We start from the raw sequence: 16627 nt of genomic DNA, 5'->3' as shown, positions 1-16627 counted from the left end.
TGCGCCGCAGGGTCTGGCGGAGCACGTGCCGATGAAGGTCACTGCGCCGTGAATGGCCCGACCCTAGACAGGGTTGTACTGACGCTGGTCGGGCGTTGTGATGCTGTCGAGCACGGTCTGGGCAAAGAGCGTCTCGTACTGGTCCAGCATCAGGTCCAGGTTCAGCAGCGACGCGACACTGTTACGCGCCTGGGCACTGAGGCGTGCCAGCAGGCTGGGCTGCTGGTGCAGCTTGAGCATCGCCAGCCCCAGCGAATCGGGATCGTCCGGGCTGCACAACAGACCGTTGAGCTGGTCCTGGATGATTTCCGTCAATCCACCCATGCGGCTGGCGATGACCGGACGGGAATAGGCGCAGGCCTCCACCGCCACCATGCCGAAAGGCTCGTTCCAGATGGACGGCACCACCGCCACGTCGATCTGGCTGTAGAACGCTTCGGGCTTCTGGTAACCGACAAAACTGATGTTCGGTGAAGTCACCATTGCCTTGAAGCGTTTCTCATCGTTGATCTGCCCGCGTCCGGCGATCTGCAGCGTCGCGTTGAATGGCAGATGCTGGAACTGATCGATCAGCCAGCCCACGCCCTTGGAATCCGACAGGGTGCCCAGATAGCCGAAGCGCAATGGCGCGTTGGTCGGCTCTGCCGTTTGCGGATCAATAATGCGCTGCTGTGGCAGGGCCAACGGGATGGGGCTTGCGTTGTGCACCACGTAGCCTTTGGCGCCCTTGAAATAGCCCTGGGCCTGCAAGGTGTCGAGCATGTACTGGCTGACGCCTACCACCGTGCTGACCTGGGCTGAACGCTCGTCATGGCCCTTGCGAAACTGCTTGCACATCACGCATTGGCGCTGGCAGCTGTGGCCTTTCTTGAACATGGTGCTGCTGGGGCAGAGCAGATAGAGGTCATGAAGCACCTGAACGATGGGGCGGCCTGACGCAGTGATTTCATCCCATGCCGAGACCGACCAGCCGGTCAGGTTGTGGCACACCACCAGGTCCGGCTGCTCCATTTCCATGACCTGACTAACGTACTCGCGCATGCTCACGTTGTAGCGGTCACGCAGGTGCCAGCCGAGTCGGATCAGGCGGCCGGGCCGCTGCGCCGTGAAATGCCAGTACAGGTTATGCAGACCGGCGCGGTAGACCTTGATCTGGTTGACCGCCGTCATGTGCAATCCCGGCTGATCGGTGGTGGCCAGCACGGCGACCGCGTGGCCGCGTTTCTGCAGGCCTTCTACGGTGCGCTGCAAAATGATTTCCGCGCCGCCGCCGATGTCGGGTGCGTAGAGGCTGCTGATGAAGAGGATTTTCATAGAGGATATGACCTGTTGAGGCCCAGCACGCCAGCTTCGCCATCGTTGATGGCCTGCTCGATCAGGCTCAGACGCTGCGCGGCATCACAACGCCTGGCGATCACGCGCAGCAGGCAGAAAAACACCCAGCGGTTGAGTCGGTAGAGCAGAGGGGACGACGCCCAGACGTTTTTGTCGAACCAGGCCTGGTTGCGTGCGCCGTAATAGGCGCGCAGATCCGAGCCGGCCAGCAAATAGTTTTCGTAGACATTGCGGGTGCGCGCCTTGATGTTCCAGGAGTCTTCCAGGTCATCGAGCAGCGCCTCGGGCACCAGATAAATCCGCCCGCCACCGGCGGTGATCCGCCAGGTGTATTCACTGTCATCGGCGTACAGCTTCAGCGCTTCCAGTGGCAGGCCGATCTTGATGTAAAGGCTGCGATGGGCCAGCAATCCGCCGTAGGTGGCAAAGGGCAACTGAACGGTCTGCGGCACAGTGTGATCGGCCGCAGGCTTGCCCCAGGGCAGACGGCGCCAGATCTTGTAAGGCAGCTGGGCGATGTGAAAACCGAAGAAGCTGGACCTCAGTTGAACGGCGAATCGTCGGGGTACGCCGGCTGCAATGTCAGCCTGATGCGTGGGACGAAACCCGAGCACTGCCGTCTTGTCCCGGCCATCGATGACTTCTCGCTGGTGGAGATGATGGTGAAGCACTTCGATGGCGTTGATGGTAGGTGCGTTGTCGTCATCCATCAGCCAGATGTATTCGGCCCCGGCATCCAGCGCGGCCTGGATGCCGACTGAATAGCCGTGTGCCGAACCGGTGTTGTGTTCCAGCCGGATGACTTCGACCTGACCGGGCCACTTGCTGCTCAGATTCTGCAGCGGCGCGACCGAAGCGTTACTGACGATGATGACCCGCTCGATCAGCGGGCTTTCCAGCGAACGGCTGACCAGCGTGTGCAGATAGTTGAAACGATCACCATAGGTGAGCGTCACCAGGGTGGTCCGGTGGGTCATGGTCTGTTTCCGGTGTTGGCGTGAAGGGGACTGTCGATGGTCGTGGTGTGAGTGGCTGGCAGGCACGCGCTTATTGAATGACGGCGATCTCATGTGAGACGCGCCACTACGTCTTCGACGTAGCGCTGTCCAGCAGCAAACCCCTGACTGTGGGAGGCGGCTTGCCGGCGATTCGGTCGACGCGGTATGTCAGGAAAAACATGTCATCGTTCGTCGCCGGCAAGCCGCCTCCCACAAAAAGCCTGTTCACTCAGCAGATCACGTGTTGTAGATACGAGGCGATGTTTGTTGCCAGACCTGGCGTTACTGCTGCACTGCGCGAACCCTCAAACCCGCGCTTCCATCCGTGCCAGACTGCTGATCGGCAGCACGACTTTCTGCTGACGTTGCAGCATGTTGAGCAGGATCACGGCGCGCTCGGTGCCGTCGGTGGCCAGGAAGATGGCTTCGACGTCGCAAAAACCACCCGTCTTGATCAGCACCGGCTCGCCCTGGGTAAACACCATTCTTGGCGCCGATGCAGACAACCGCTGGCGGATCTGCTCGATCAACTCGTCACGCACCGGCACCGGGTGTCCGCCGAAGGTGACGATGCGTGCCACTCCACGTGTCGAGCGGATCGGGTACCAGTTGTCATGCACCTGATCCATGCGGATGAACAGGTAGCCCGGGAACAGTTCCTCTTCGACCGAAGTCCGGTTGCTGCGCTTTCTTTCCCCCGACTTGAGTGGCCGGTAGCACTCGAAATGCTGGCGCTGCAGGTGCTCTTCGGCACGGGCTTCCTGGCGGGGTTTGGTCTGGATCAGATACCAGCGGGCGGGACGTTCGGATAAGGACATGGGACTCACTCCGCTGCCAGTTGCGAGGAAGGGGCAAGTGTCGGGTCCTGACCGATCCGCACGAACGGATCGTTGGCAACCTGCAGATCGTGGGTCGTGCACTGGCTCAGCAGCGCCTGCACCTGTTCCAGACTGTTGAACATCAGCACGTCAATGATCGACAGGTCACTGACGAAGGGCTGGCCCAGTTGCGGGTACGTGACGGGACGCATGGAGAAAAAGCGCAGCAGCAGACCGTTGCGGGCAAAGCGGTCGCGGTCGTAAAGCTGCATGCCGCCCAGCGGGTTGAGCACCGAGGTGGCGGACAGCGCGTGTGCCACCCGGATCACCCGATCCTGCCTGTCGGTGCATTGGTTGATCTTCAGATCGGAGCCGCGAATGATCGGCGTATCGATCTGCAGATAAGCGCACAGCTCACGCAAGGTGTTTTCCGCATACAGCGCCAGGTTGTATTGCGGATGGCGGATCAGTCGCTCCAGCAACGGCATCACCTGCGCAAAGTACGGCGCCCGGCGATAGTTCTGAGCGATGACATTGATCAGCCGACTGGCTTCGTCGGAAAAATTGTCGATCAGGCTGCGCTGCATGATGGGCAGCTCGAAGTGATCCTTCTTCAGCGGGAAGGTGATCAGTCGGGCCTGGCCGTTGCTCAGGATCCGGTTGCGATTTACCCAGCCCGCCCGGATGTACTGCAGGTCGTCGCCCAGGACGAAGACATCAGCGGCTGCGATCAACTGGAAGTAGCCCAGATAGGGAAACAGGTAGGGCTGCATCATTGCTACGGTTCTGGCCATGGTTAATTCCTTTTAGGGCTTGAAGAGAGCGTTATCCGGGGCGTTCATTTGTTGACGGGGTGGTAGTTGTAGCCATACGCCGCGCAGTCGTAGTCCGAGGTGGTTGCCTTGCGGACTACGGCGTTGAAGATGGCGCCTTTGATCAGAATGCCGTTCTGGCCGAGCCGGCGTTTGCAGGCCTCGATTTCCTTGAGCGTGGTGATGCCGAAGCGTGCGACCAGCAGGCAGGTGCCCGCCTGACGGCCGACCAGCGTGGCATCGGTTACCGCGAGGATGGGCGGGGTGTCCACCAGGATCAGGTCGTACAACGGCGACAGCTCGGTGAGCATCTTGTTGAAGTTGTCGTGCATCAGCAGTTCGGAAGGGTTGGGCGCCGCGAAGCCGCAGGAGATAAAGTCCAGATGGCGAATCTGGGTGTGATTGATCACCTCGGTGCATTTCAATCGGGCAGCCAGGGTGTCGGACAGACCGTGTTTGGGTTGCAGGCCGAAGATCCGGTGCAGGTAGCCCTTGCGCATGTCGGCGTCGATGAGCAGTACGCGTTTGCCGGTCTGGGCAATGATCGCTGCCAGGTTGCTGGACACGAACGACTTGCCCGCGCCGGGCGACGGGCTGGAAATCATCAGCACGTTGTTGCGCGCTTCGAGCATCGCGAAATGCAGGCTGGTGCGCAGGCTGCGCAAAGACTCGATAGCCAGTTCATTGGGCGCCGCAATGCTCAGCAGCTTTGATTCCTTGGGCGCGCCGCCGCCCTTGGTGGTTTTCTCCAGACGGTCCTGCTGGCGAGAGTAGGGCAGCGACGCATACACCGGCATGCCGCTGTTTTCGATGACCTCGGCGCTTTCCACGCCGCGGTAGAAGGCCTGGCGAACAAAGATGATGGTCACCGCTACCAGTGCCCCGACCAGCGTGGCCAGCAGCACAACCAGGGTTTTCATCGGCTTGACCGGCCGTTCGACGTTGGTATCGGCGTTGTCGATCACCCGCACGTTACCGATGCTTCCTGCGCGCAGAATGTCCTGCTCCTGGCTCTTGTTGAGCATCAGGGTGTAGGTCTGGCTGGTGACCTGCATGTCGCGGGTCAGACGCAGCAGTTCCTGTTGCGTCATCGGCAGGGCCTCGATCTTCTTCAGCAAGCCCTGTTTCTGCTGTTCAAGCTGGCTCATCTGACTCATCAGACTGCGATAGGTCGGGTGTTCCTGGGTGTACAGGCGTTCGATCTCGACGCGCTTGAGCTTGAGTTCCGACAGCATCGAGTCCAGCTTGACCACCTGATCCAGCACACCTTTGGTCTCGATGCTCAGGTCCACCGATTTGGCACTGGTCTGAAAGTTGTTCAGGGCCACTTCGGACTCTTCCAGCTGCTTGCGCACCATGGGCAGTTGCGAGCGCAGGAACTGCAGGCGCTGTGCGGCTTCGGCAGAGCTGCGCTCAACGTTCTGGCGCACATAGAGGTGGCTGACCTCGTCCAGAATCTTGTTGGCCTTGTCGGCGTCCTGATCCTCGATGGACAGGTAAATGATCCCCGAATCCTTGCCTGCTTCGGTGATCTTCAGGCGATTCTGGTAGATCAGTGCCGAGGTCAGGGTTCGCTGGCGCGAAATGGTGAATTCGGTGCCAGGGTGCGCATGCAAGGCAGCGACCTGAATCTTCACGCCGTTACCCTCGACGATCCGGTTGATGGCGCCACTGAGCAACAGGTTGTGATCGCTGTCATACAGCGAAAACTGGCCGGGGTTGCCTGCCACCAGCGTCAGCTTTTCGCCCAGCAGGGCTTCGGGTACTTCCAGCTGGAAGACATCGATTTTCTCGCCGCCCCAGGCGTACTGGGTCAGGCCGAACAGCGGCTCGGCCAGCGCACCGTCGTATTCAGGCTTGAACGTGCGATAGAGATAGGGACCGATGACCGGAAAGAAATCGGGCGTCTGGACCAGATTCAGTTTCAGGTCGTCCACCACCTTGCCAAGCAGGGCTCGGGATTTGATCAGCTCGATTTCAGTGGTGGCCTGGGACACCGACGACGGCTTGTTGTTGACCTCGGGTGTGCCCTCGATACCGACTTTCTTCGGCTCGATCTGAATCATCGCGCTGGCCTGAAACACCGGCGTGGCGAGAATCGCATACGCAAGCCCGGCCAGGAAAAACAGGCTGACAGTCCAGATGATCAAGGCCTTGTGATCGAACAACATGCGCAAGATAGTTGCCAGATCGATCCGGGTGTCCTGGTAGTAGTCCAGGGAGGGACGGTTCATGACGGTCATTTATCTTGTTTCTCCTGACTGAAGATGGGGGAGCCAGTCATCGATGCATCGCGAGAGATGCTGATAGGTCTGTTCAAAGGCTGACTTGGGTCGTCGATACGGGTCTGCTATTTCCAGCGTGTGCTGCCATTTGCCGAGCAGGAAGGTTCTGCCGCGCACTTCCGGCGCCAGCTTGAGAATTCGCGAAAAATGCGCCTGCTCCATGAGCAGGATCAGGTCCGCCTGATGCAGCAGATGCCGGTTCACCTGTCGCGCCTCATGGCGGCGGGTCGGCACCTGATGCGACTGCAGGACGGCCTTGGCCAGCGGGTCCATGGCCGAGCCGGACAGGGCGGCAATGCCTGCCGATTGAATGCGCACTTCCGGGTCTGCCAGGCGGTGACGCAACAGCGCGACAGCCATCGGGCTGCGGCAGATGTTGCCAACGCACACCACCAGCACGTTACTGAACATGGGCTTTGCCGGTGCCGGACCAGAGTCGTTTGCTCAGGTTGACGGCAAAGTTGCGCGCCACCATCAACAGCGTCTGCAGCTTATGGCGCGGCTCCAGCGCCGACAGCGACAGGCAGACCGTCTGCATCAGGAAGTATTCGTACAGTGCCTGGTTACCCAGGCGGTTGTAGTAGTTGGCCAGGCTCGAACAGGTCTGCAGACTCATGTGCAACTTGCGTTTGTCGCTGCGCATCGAGAACACGCCGCCCGGATGCAATCGGTAAGCAGCCGGCTTGATCTCGGCGATGAACTTGCCCTTGCCGTAGGCACCCAGCAGCGACCACCAGCACAGATCGTTCAACGGCGCGATGCGAATGTGCAGTTCGGGTGGCATGGCGCTGAATACATTGCGAAAGCAGGTGGTCAGGGTCGAAATGCGGCGCGCCTGCTGCAGCTCCAGGCTGGTGGCGTCGGCGCGCAGATCACCTTGCAACTGAATGCCGTACTGGCCGTTCTCGTCGAATGCGAACGCGTCGTGGTAGGTAATGACGTAGTCGGGATGGCTTTCAAGAAAGTCCACCTGCAGTTGCAGCTTGCGCGGGTCGGTCCAGTAGTCGTCGGCCTCGCAGTAGGCGATGTAACGCCCGCGCGCCTTGGCGAACAGATTCGGCACGCAGGGAATGCCCTGGCTGTACTGGTTGGTCTGTTGATAGAAGGCCCGGATGATCGTCGGGTGGCGTTCGGTGTACTGCGCAATGATACGGGCCGTGCCGTCGGTGGACGCATCGTCGTGGACCAGAATCTCGTAGCTGAATGAGGTTTGCTGGGACAGAAAGCCATCCAGCGTCTGGGCGATGAACGCTTCCTGATTGTAGGCTGGGCAAACGATACTCAGCAGCGGCGGCTGGTGCTCCGGACGCGTCGTGCCGGCTTTTTTTGCAGTGACATCCATGGCTCATGTACTCGGTTTGCTGAACAAGATGTAGATCTTCAATGCCAGTGGCTTGTAGCTCGCGGCGACCAGCGCAAGGGTGATGAAGCCGCTCGCCGCCAAGGCCAGAAACAGGCTGGTGCGGCTCTGACCGGCGATCAGGTCGAACACCGGCTGGCTGATGAAAAGGCCCGCTGCGGTCATCACACTGATGCGCAGGATGTCGCGCAGCCACTGACCATGAATGCCCGGTGCGAGACGTTGGTGGACGATCATCGGCCAGATGGCGAACGACGCTGCACGCAGAAAGAACCAGGCCAGCGCCGCGCCGTATACGCCTTGAAAGTGAATGGCCAGAAACAGGGTCGGCACGGTGATGACGGCTGAAATGACGCTGTACCAGAGGTGCAGGTGCATCTGGCCGTAGGCGTACTGCAGGTAGAACTGAAAGGCGCTGGCCGCCATGATCGCGCTGCCCAGCGCGTACCAACTCAGGATCGGCCGGCTCCAGCGCGCGGCGTCTGCATCGCCTGTCCAGGCGAGCACCAGCGGTTCGGCATGCAGCGCAATGACTGCCGCCAGTGGAAACAGAAAGGTGCAGACGAAACGGTGGGCCGCCAGAAACAGGGCGTGCATGTCGTCGCGTCTGCCTTCGGCCATCAGTACGGTCAGGCGCGGCAGCAGGGTCTGCACCAGCGGGTTGGTCAGCATCATGATGCCGGTGGTCATCAACGCCACGAGCGAGAAATAACCGTACTGGTCCAGCGGCAGCAGGCTGGACAGCAACGCCTTGTCCATCTGGGTCAGCACGATCCACAACACCGCGCTGAGCGACATGCTCGCCGCGAACGGCAGAATCGGCCTGACCCGTTGCCAGTCGAAACCGTCGGACCAGTGTGCAACCGGCATTTGCTGCCAGGCCCGGGTCGCGAAGATCAAGGCTTCGATCAGCCCCACGACGACCTGAAACTCGAAGAAGTCCTGCGGGTCCTGCGAGAACTGGCTGACCAGCACCAGGCCGCCGAAATAGCGCAGGGTGGCAATCAGCACGTTGACTGCATTCAGCCAGGCATGCTGCTCAAGGCCCTGGATACCGCTTTTGTACAGGGTCGAATACAGCCGCAGCGCAATCACCACGCCCATCAGGCCGATGCAGTTGATCAGCGTCTGTGGTTGCAGCGTATTGGCGTTGAGCCAGTGGGTCGCAATCCACGAGCTGGCCAGGTAGATCGTCGTGCAACTGATGATCGCCATCGGCAGGAACATAAGCTCGAAGGAGCGCAGCAGACGGCCCGCCGCATGTTCACTGGCAGGCGCTCCCTGTCCATGGGCCACGGCACGCACCAGGCTGGGTGACAATCCTGCGTCGAGCAGTTGCAGCCATGCCTGCAGCACGGTGAAGAACCCGATCAGTCCATAGACTTCAGCGCCAAGATGGCCGAGGTAGAAGGGCAGGATCAGAATTCCGACCAGCAGGACGTAGGCCTGACCGATGTAGTTCAGGGCGGTGTTGCGAATCACGGACCGTTTGCTGGACATGTCTATCAAATGACCTGGGCAATGACAGGGCTTTGGTAACTCAGGCGGTCCAGGCTGCAGGATTCGAGCAGGGTCTGGATGATCCGGTCCTGGTCGTCCTTGAGCAGACCGGGGTAGATCGGCAGGCACAGCACGCGCTCGCTCAACGCGCGGGAGACGGGCTGTCCTGGTTGCGGTTGCAGGTACTCGAGGGTGTCGAGCGACGGATAGAAGTAGCGCCGAGGGTTGATCTCGCGCAGGTTGAGCGCCGACCGCACCTCCAGCAGCGCCTGTTCGTCACGCAGGCCGATCGGGTAATAGCTGTGGTTCAGCTCGCTGTCGGCCTGTGTTTCCTGCAGGTCCAGATAGTTTTCAAGCCGCGAGGTGTAGCGATGGGCAATCTCGGCACGTTCTTCGAGGATGTTCTCGATGTTGTCCAGAATGCACAGACCCATGGCCGCCGAGAACTCGTTGAGCTTGGCGTTGATGCCGATGCCGTCGATCTTGTCGACGTCAGCAATACCGAAATTGCACAGCAGGTACGCGCGTCTGGCCAGTTCGTCATCATTGGTGATGATCGCGCCGCCTTCAATGGTGTGGAACAGCTTGGTCGCATGAAAACTGAGCGTGCTGATATCACCCCGGTTGAGCACTGACTGACCGGCGTGACGCACGGCAAACGCATGGGCGCCGTCATACACAACCTTGAGTTTGTGCCTGCGTGCGATCTCCTCGATTGCGTCCACCGCGCACGGATTACCAAACACATGGGTGCCGACGATTGCGGTGGTGTCTTCTTCGATACGGCTTTCAATGTGCCGGGGCGAGATGTTCCACGTGCCGGGGTCGATATCTGCAAAGATCGGCCGTATGCCTTCCCACTGCAACGAACTGCTGGTCGCCACGAAGCTGAACGGCGTCGTCACTGCACTGCCACTCAGGCCCAACGCGCGGTACGCCACCTGCAGGGCAAGCGTGCCGTTATTGGTCAGGATGATGTGCCGGACCCCCAGGTATTCCTTGAGTCTGTTTTCAAGCTCGCCGGCCAGCGGACCGTGATTGGTCAGCCAGCCGCGTGCATAGATCCCCTCGACATACCGCTTGAACTTGTCGATATCACCAAGGTAAGTCTTGGTCACGTTAATCATCGAAGCCTCCATGTTCCCGTGTATCACTGTGTAGCGAGGGTTGATTCAGAGCATTGGCGATTGCCGTGTATCGGTTTCCGGAGGCGAAATACCGGTCTGCGCGCTGACACGTGCAGCCCGTTGCTGGGTATGGTCGAGAATCAGGCGGGTCACCCGGCTGCCACTGTGTGGGTCACCGAAATGGAAGATCGCCGTTACACGTTTAAGACCCGGGCCGCAGGCCTGATTGGCGTGCAGGGTGCGATAACCCCAGAACAGGTAGATATCGCCGGGTTGCAGTTTCAGTACCTTGGGCTTGAGCCATTCGTGCCTGATCGCAACCCGCATGGCCCAGCGCGTGAGGCGGTTTTGCAGCAGCGACTTCTCGATGATGTTGAGCGCGATGTGTTGGCGGACGTTACGCAGATTGGGGAACAGCATCAGGTCGCCGCATTCCTCTCCCTCGGTCGGGATGTAGATCGGAATCAGCGCGGTCACCAGACTGGCGTCGTAGTGAAAGCAATTGGACTCACGCAACCCCTGTTCGCCCTGAACGCAGCGCAACACAGGAAAGATCTGATCGCTGATGCTTTGCCGCTGCGCGCCATGCTCATAAAGCTGGCCCAGCAGGTGTTTGAATTCAGGCGTCGACCACAGACTGGCCAACAGACTTTCACTCAAGGCTGATTCACCGTGATAGGCGAAGTACTCACCGGGGTGCTGCGAAGCCTGTCGGTCGGTAAAGGCTCTCAGTTGCTCAAGGTCGGTGTCGTTGAGTACGTTCTTTAATCGTGCGAAACCCTGGGTATCCATGTCCTGGGCCAAATGTTGAACATGTTGCGTATCGAAATCGGGTAGGCAGGGCATTCAGTGGCACCTCGGTTCAGGGGAGGCGGACAACCCAATACATACAACTGGCTGCTGAGTGGAAAAACGGTCTATCGGGCACGCTACCGCCCGAATCATGCGATCCATGCTCTACATCTATCCAACGAATGCCCACGCGACACTTCTTGAACCGACGGCACGTGGCGGATTGCTTCAGGCAATGCTACCGCCACACCGAGCGCGCTCAGTAAATTCAAGGCTTTTATGAGTCAACAGACATCCACCAGCGCCGATAAGGCACTGTGGAAACAACTAACTTCGCGGGCAGAACAACAAATAGCGACAGCTTGACAACATCCAGCGCCGTGCACTGTGGCATTAGCGTACAAACCAGGAGGTGCCTGACAGTGCTATATATTGGTAGCGTCAGCGATTCTGTCAAATTATTTCGTCAGCTTTCTGTTAAATTTTTGATAAATGGTTTCACGCAATTATTAACCCGTTGATTTTATTGGGCGTCAAAAAACAAACATTATGCAAGGCCTGTGAATTGACAGTTTTCAGGCGTCTTTACAGTGCGTGATTCCTGTCAACGCAGTGATCGAAGACTGACTCAAATTAATCACTGTTTGCAGTTGTCTCAATTGACGATAAAGCGGGTTTTATTATTGGTGCGTGCCTGAAGTGACGGTCAGTGCAGTCAAGTGGGGCGTTTTGCGGGAGTGGAAGATGCGCCTGGGCATGGCGCGCTGCCGAACTTTCTGAAAACCTCGGCGGTATCGGACAGATGACAGAGCGGCCGTCGCGGGTGACGACCCTCTATCAATTCTCTGAATCGCAGTCTGCGATTCGTCTTATATTCATAAAAAGAATATATAAATATCAATTGATAATTTTTGGTTCTATATCGAATCGTGCATCATGACGTTACAGGTCTGGTTGCGATGACGCTTTAGCGAGTTCGAACACTGCATCGCACAGGCCACGCCAGTCAGAGGAACCGTCATGAAAGAGTCAGCCCTGTATTTCGATTACGCCGCCACCACGCCTGTCGACGAGCGCGTCATCAAGGTGATGGTCGAGTGCCTGGGTCTCTCGGGCAATTTCGGAAATCCCGCTTCCAGTTCCCATGGCTTCGGACGGAGCGCCCGCCTTGCGGTCGAGAACGCTCGTCAACAGGTCGCAGGTCTGGTGGGGGCTCGGGCCTCACAGATCATCTGGACCTCCGGAGCGACAGAGTCCAACAATCTGGCCCTGAAGGGTGTCGCTCAGGAACGGGCAGGGCGCCTTGGCAAGCCCGGCGGGCACATCATCACCAGTCAGATCGAACACAAGGCTGTGCTCGATACGGCGCAGCAGCTGCAGGCAGGTGGTTTCACCGTCACGTACCTGGCGCCTGATGCCGATGGTCTGATCAGCGCCGATGCCGTCAGTGCTGCCTTGCGTGAGGACACCTTTCTGGTGTCACTGATGCTGGTCAACAATGAGTTGGGGGCGGTCAATGACGTCGCCGAGATCGGTCGGCGGGTTCGCGGTCACGGCGCGTTGCTGCATGTCGATGCGGCACAGGGCGCCGGCAAGGTCGCGATTGATCTGAGCAGCCTTGCGGTCGACCTGATGTCATTTTCCGCTCACAAGATCTACGGGCCCAAAGGCATTGGTGCCTTGTACGTCGGCCCCCGCGCGGAGCAGCGTGTTCTGGCGCAGATTCATGGCGGAGGACATGAATCTGGATTGCGTTCCGGTACCCTGGCCACCCATCAGATTGCGGGGATGGGCGCTGCGTTTGCGTTGGCAGGCGAGACGTTTGATCAGGAGCTCTCGGAAATCGAGCGCTTTAATGGCCTGCTTCTCGAGCAACTGCGTGGCATTCCCGGTCTCTGTATCAATGGCAGTCCTTCAAAAAGGATTGCCCACACGCTGAGCCTCACATTTGGTAACCATGATTTGAATGCCGCTGCACTGGCGCAGCACCTCGCGTTCTCTTCGACATCGGCGTGCAATTCAGCCAAAAATACCCCCTCGCACGTACTGCTTGCACTGGGCCTTAGCCCGCAGGCAGCCAGTCAGACCATCCGCCTGAGCATCGGGCGCTTTACCCGCGAGCAGGATATCCGCCGTGCTGCCGAGGCGATTCGTGCAAGCGTCATCCAGCCTGCTTTCTGGGCGGTTGCTCACGCTTGAGGAGTGCTCCATTATCTGACGGGTGATAGCCGCCATTTTCGGTCAGCAGGAGAACCAATGAGTACGCAAGCGAGCGCCAGTAACACCGTGGCAGAACGATTGGCGCTAACGCGCGCCTTGATGAGCAGGGAGCGCATCGATGCCTATCTGGTGCCGTCGGCAGACCCTCATCTCTCCGAGTACCTGCCCGGTTACTGGCAAGGGCGCCAGTGGTTGTCGGGTTTTCATGGCTCCGTGGGCACGCTGATCATTACCCAGAGTTTCGCTGGCGTGTGGGCGGACAGTCGCTATTGGGAGCAGGCAACCAAGGAACTGGCCGGCAGTGGCATCGAACTGGTCAAATTGATTCCCGGTCAGCAAGGGCCACTTGAATGGCTCGCTGATCAGGCGACTGCCGAGACTGTGGTTGCGGTTGACGGTGCTGTGCTGGCGGTAGCGTCTTCACGCACCCTGGCGAGCAAGCTGTATGCGCGCGGTGCCCGGTTGCGGACCGACATCGATCTGCTCATCGAACTCTGGCAGGATCGCCCGGCGTTGCCGGTCAGCCCGGTCTACGAACATCTGCCGCCCCAGGCATCGGTCTCGCGCCGCGACAAGCTGAATCTGGTTCGCAAGGCGATGAGCGAAAAGGGCGCGGACTGGCATTTCGTTCCGACGCTGGATGACATTGCCTGGCTGTTCAATCTGCGCGGTTCCGACGTTTCGTACAATCCGGTGTTTATCTCGTTCGCCCTGATTGGCCCGCAAAGCGTCACATTGTTTGTCGACTCGAAGAAAGTGAGCGCCGAGGTCCGTCGCCATCTGGAGCAGGATGGCGTCAACCTGATGGAGTACACGCAAATCGGTGCCGCGTTGCGTGAGCTGCCAAAGTCGGCAGGGCTGCTGGTCGACCCGGCTCGCGTGACTTGCGGGCTGCTGGACTATCTGGACAGCGAAGTCACCCTGGTCGAAGGGCTGAATCCAAGTACCTTGCTGAAGTCGCAGAAGACCGAGGCCGACACCGGGCATATTCGTCAGGCCATGGAGCAGGATGGCGCGGCGCTTTGTGAGTTCTTCGCCTGGCTGGACAGCGCGTTGGGACAGCAGCCGGTCAGCGAACTGACCATTGATGAAAAACTGACCGCGGCGCGCGAACGCCGTCCGGGTTACATCACTGCCAGTTTCGCGACCATCGCAGGTTTCAATGCCAACGGTGCCATGCCGCATTACCGGGCTACCGAAGCCGAGCACGCGCAGATCGAAGGTGACGGCCTGTTGCTGATCGACTCTGGCGGACAATACCTGGGCGGTACGACAGATATCACCCGTATGGTCGCGATAGGCACGCCCTCCCTCGAGCAGAAGCAAGATTGCGCCCGCGTGCTGAAAGGCGTCATCGCGCTTTCGCGTACGCATTTCCCCAAGGGCATTCTTTCGCCTCTGCTGGACGCCATTGCCCGTGCACCGCTCTGGACCGAGGGTGTCAACTACGGCCATGGCACCGGTCATGGAGTCGGCTATTTCCTGAACGTACACGAGGGGCCGCAAGTCATCGCCTATCAGGCACCGGCCACCCCTCAGACGGCCATGCTTGCGGGCATGATCACGTCAATCGAGCCGGGAACCTACAGGCCGGGACGCTGGGGCGTGCGTATCGAGAATCTGGTGATCAACCAGGAAGCGGGGAAGACCGAGTTCGGTGAGTTTCTGAAGTTCGAAACCTTGACCCTTTGCCCGATCGATACGCGATGCATCGAGCTTTCGATGCTGAGTCTTGAAGAGCGGCAGTGGCTCAATGATTACCACGCGCACGTCAATCAACGTTTAAGCCCGCTGCTTGAAGGCGCTGCGCTGCAGTGGCTGCAGGCGCGAACCGCTGCGATTTGATCAAGGGTGTCGGTTGCCGCGGTCTCAGGACTTCGGCAACTCATTGCTCAGCGATGAGCCTTTTTTACAGACGATGATCATGCTGCGACTGGTGTAGCCGGCCGGATTGAGGCCGAACGGGTAATCCTCCGGCTCTGCCTCTGTGTCACCCGACTTGGCGATGACCCTGAAGGTCCCTGACTGGCAGGTATTGGTCGCGAGTTCGTAGCATTTGGCCCAGGACGATGAAAGCCCGGAACAGTTGATGTGAATCCCGCGCTTGGTCTGCTTGACGGGTTTCGAGGTTGCCGCACAACCCGCCATGGCCAGAACGGCCACTGCGATAAAGATGAATTTCATTCCTTTCCTTAAGCAAACCATTACTTGAGCGCCTTACGTGCCTGAGTTTCTTATTATGCGTTTCGTAGATGACACACAGACCGGATCTCGAAAATGAGATGGGCTACGGCCTAAACATGGCTCAAGCGCGTGACAATTACCAGTGCCTTGTGACTGGTTCCTGATAAAGACGTTCAGTCCGCGGGCACCAGCTGGGGTTTGGTCGGTGTCGAGCCCAACGTCGCTCCAATCGAGGCGACGATGATTGCGCCGATGGCCATCCATTGGGTGAACGAAAGATCCTCATGCAGAAAAATCAGCCCTGACAACGCCGCAAATACCGGCTCCAGACTGGCGAGCGTGCCGAAGGTGCGTGCCGACATTCGGGTCAGTGCAACCATTTCCAGGCTGTAGGGCAGGGCAGTCGAGAGAACCGCGACGCCCAGTGCGGCGGGGATAAGCGAAACATCCAGCAAGGCGGCCCCCGCATGCACCACGCCGATGGGCGCTATGAAGAGAGCCGCGATCGTGACACCCAGCGCTGCGGTCTGAATGCCGTTATCTGCGCCGGCTTTCTGTCCGAACACAATGTAGGCCGCCCAGCAGGCGCCTGCTCCCAGCGCATAACCTGCTCCCACCAGATCGATACTTGCACTCGATTCTCCTATGGGGATGAGCAACAGGAGGCCGATCACCGCCAGGGCCACCCAGAGGAAATCGATCAACTTGCGTGAGGCCCACAGTGCCACGGCGAGTGGGCCCGTGAATTCGAGCGCGACGGCGATACCCAGTGGTACGGTCTGCAATGACATATAGAAGAGCATGTTCATGCTGCCCAGCGAAATGCCGTAGAGCATTACTGTGCGCAGTGACCTTGCCGTGAGGCGTGCGCGCCACGGGCGTAACACTAATAGAAGAATCAGGCTGGCAAAGATAAGACGCAATGCGGTTGTTCCCTGGGCGCCGACTACCGGGAAAAGGCTCTTGGCCAGAGATGCACCGCTCTGGATCGATATCATTGCGATGATCAGCAACCCCAGAGGAAACAGAAGGGGTGCGATGTTGCTGGATTTGGCAGACATGTCGGTAAAGCGTCCTGTCAGGGCGGTGAAATGAGGCATGCACATGATGCTGAATAATCGCCATTTGGGCAATATATTGCGCATCTGCGTATTCCCTTCTATATAGCAGCGACGTTGACTATCTATTTTTCGGGG

General features: G+C 59.1%; 14 protein-coding genes. 2 read left to right on the top strand and 12 right to left on the bottom strand.

Annotated elements, in window-relative coordinates; all coding sequences use genetic code 11:
• Positions 1 to 63: 63 nt before the first annotated feature.
• The 10 genes from AO065_RS20435 to AO065_RS20390 form a co-directional block, all read right to left on the bottom strand.
• Entirely contained in the window at positions 64 to 1314 is a 1251-nt protein-coding gene (locus tag AO065_RS20435; RefSeq protein WP_004887081.1) for a glycosyltransferase family 4 protein, read from the bottom strand.
• The gene (locus tag AO065_RS20430) at positions 1311 to 2312 is read right to left on the bottom strand and encodes a glycosyltransferase (RefSeq protein WP_054540901.1); all 1002 of its coding nucleotides are present in this window, start codon (positions 2310 to 2312) and stop codon (positions 1311 to 1313) included. Before AO065_RS20430 ends, AO065_RS20435 begins: the two co-directional genes overlap by 4 nt.
• A gap of 326 nt (positions 2313 to 2638) precedes the next feature.
• Positions 2639 to 3151, bottom strand: a complete 513-nt coding sequence (rfaH, locus tag AO065_RS20425) for a transcription/translation regulatory transformer protein RfaH (protein ID WP_054540902.1) — start codon at positions 3149 to 3151, stop codon at positions 2639 to 2641.
• A gap of 5 nt (positions 3152 to 3156) precedes the next feature.
• Positions 3157 to 3945, bottom strand: a complete 789-nt coding sequence (locus AO065_RS20420) for a WbqC family protein (protein ID WP_004887095.1) — start codon at positions 3943 to 3945, stop codon at positions 3157 to 3159.
• 44 nt (positions 3946 to 3989) lie between these two features.
• Positions 3990 to 6206, bottom strand: coding sequence for a polysaccharide biosynthesis tyrosine autokinase (locus tag AO065_RS20415; RefSeq protein WP_004887097.1), 2217 nt, complete (start codon positions 6204 to 6206; stop codon positions 3990 to 3992).
• Positions 6207 to 6659, bottom strand: coding sequence for a low molecular weight protein-tyrosine-phosphatase (locus AO065_RS20410; protein ID WP_004887099.1), 453 nt, complete (start codon positions 6657 to 6659; stop codon positions 6207 to 6209).
• The gene (locus AO065_RS20405; RefSeq protein ID WP_004887101.1) at positions 6649 to 7590 is read right to left on the bottom strand and encodes a glycosyltransferase family 2 protein; all 942 of its coding nucleotides are present in this window, start codon (positions 7588 to 7590) and stop codon (positions 6649 to 6651) included. Before AO065_RS20405 ends, AO065_RS20410 begins: the two co-directional genes overlap by 11 nt.
• A gap of 3 nt (positions 7591 to 7593) precedes the next feature.
• A complete protein-coding gene (locus AO065_RS20400; protein ID WP_004887102.1) occupies positions 7594 to 9108 on the bottom strand; it encodes a lipopolysaccharide biosynthesis protein in 1515 nt (504 codons plus the stop codon).
• Positions 9109 to 9113: 5 nt separating this feature from the next.
• Complete coding sequence (locus AO065_RS20395) at positions 9114 to 10235, bottom strand: DegT/DnrJ/EryC1/StrS family aminotransferase (RefSeq protein WP_004887104.1); 1122 nt, start codon at positions 10233 to 10235, stop codon at positions 9114 to 9116.
• 45 nt (positions 10236 to 10280) lie between these two features.
• Positions 10281 to 11081: a hypothetical protein gene (locus AO065_RS20390; protein WP_004887106.1), complete on the bottom strand. Its 801-nt coding sequence runs from the start codon at positions 11079 to 11081 to the stop codon at positions 10281 to 10283.
• A 966-nt stretch (positions 11082 to 12047) separates the two neighbouring features.
• Here AO065_RS20390 and AO065_RS20385 point away from each other — a divergent pair.
• Together AO065_RS20385 and AO065_RS20380 are read left to right on the top strand one after the other, a co-directional pair.
• Positions 12048 to 13226 carry a cysteine desulfurase family protein gene (locus tag AO065_RS20385; protein WP_063921084.1) on the top strand — a complete coding sequence of 393 codons (1179 nt, stop codon included), beginning with the start codon at positions 12048 to 12050 and terminating at the stop codon, positions 13224 to 13226.
• Positions 13227 to 13283: 57 nt separating this feature from the next.
• The gene (locus tag AO065_RS20380; RefSeq protein WP_004887110.1) at positions 13284 to 15092 is read left to right on the top strand and encodes an aminopeptidase P family protein; all 1809 of its coding nucleotides are present in this window, start codon (positions 13284 to 13286) and stop codon (positions 15090 to 15092) included.
• Between the two features lie 24 nt (positions 15093 to 15116).
• Here AO065_RS20380 and AO065_RS20375 read toward each other — a convergent pair whose 3' ends face one another.
• Entirely contained in the window at positions 15117 to 15431 is a 315-nt protein-coding gene (locus AO065_RS20375; RefSeq protein WP_004887113.1) for a hypothetical protein, read from the bottom strand.
• 173 nt (positions 15432 to 15604) lie between these two features.
• Positions 15605 to 16492, bottom strand: coding sequence for a threonine/homoserine exporter RhtA (gene rhtA / locus AO065_RS20370; RefSeq protein ID WP_004887114.1), 888 nt, complete (start codon positions 16490 to 16492; stop codon positions 15605 to 15607).
• Positions 16493 to 16627 lie beyond the last annotated feature (135 nt).

It is taken from the genome of Pseudomonas viridiflava (assembly GCF_001642795.1).
Lineage (GTDB): Bacteria > Pseudomonadota > Gammaproteobacteria > Pseudomonadales > Pseudomonadaceae > Aquipseudomonas > Aquipseudomonas viridiflava.
The sequence above is the reverse complement of the archived record's forward strand: the minus strand, read 5'-3'. Positions and strand labels throughout refer to the sequence as shown.

Coding starts and splice junctions, on each gene's coding strand:
- AO065_RS20400 (WP_004887102.1), bottom strand. CDS start 9,108: ATGTCCAGCAAACGGTCCGTGATTCGCAACACCGCCCTGAACTACATC.
- AO065_RS20385 (WP_063921084.1), top strand. CDS start 12,048: ATGAAAGAGTCAGCCCTGTATTTCGATTACGCCGCCACCACGCCTGTC.
- AO065_RS20420 (WP_004887095.1), bottom strand. CDS start 3,945: ATGGCCAGAACCGTAGCAATGATGCAGCCCTACCTGTTTCCCTATCTG.
- AO065_RS20390 (WP_004887106.1), bottom strand. CDS start 11,081: ATGCCCTGCCTACCCGATTTCGATACGCAACATGTTCAACATTTGGCC.
- AO065_RS20395 (WP_004887104.1), bottom strand. CDS start 10,235: ATGATTAACGTGACCAAGACTTACCTTGGTGATATCGACAAGTTCAAG.
- rfaH (WP_054540902.1), bottom strand. CDS start 3,151: ATGTCCTTATCCGAACGTCCCGCCCGCTGGTATCTGATCCAGACCAAA.
- AO065_RS20435 (WP_004887081.1), bottom strand. CDS start 1,314: ATGAAAATCCTCTTCATCAGCAGCCTCTACGCACCCGACATCGGCGGC.
- rhtA (WP_004887114.1), bottom strand. CDS start 16,492: ATGTCTGCCAAATCCAGCAACATCGCACCCCTTCTGTTTCCTCTGGGG.
- AO065_RS20405 (WP_004887101.1), bottom strand. CDS start 7,590: ATGGATGTCACTGCAAAAAAAGCCGGCACGACGCGTCCGGAGCACCAG.
- AO065_RS20415 (WP_004887097.1), bottom strand. CDS start 6,206: ATGACCGTCATGAACCGTCCCTCCCTGGACTACTACCAGGACACCCGG.
- AO065_RS20380 (WP_004887110.1), top strand. CDS start 13,284: ATGAGTACGCAAGCGAGCGCCAGTAACACCGTGGCAGAACGATTGGCG.
- AO065_RS20430 (WP_054540901.1), bottom strand. CDS start 2,312: ATGACCCACCGGACCACCCTGGTGACGCTCACCTATGGTGATCGTTTC.
- AO065_RS20410 (WP_004887099.1), bottom strand. CDS start 6,659: ATGTTCAGTAACGTGCTGGTGGTGTGCGTTGGCAACATCTGCCGCAGC.
- AO065_RS20375 (WP_004887113.1), bottom strand. CDS start 15,431: ATGAAATTCATCTTTATCGCAGTGGCCGTTCTGGCCATGGCGGGTTGT.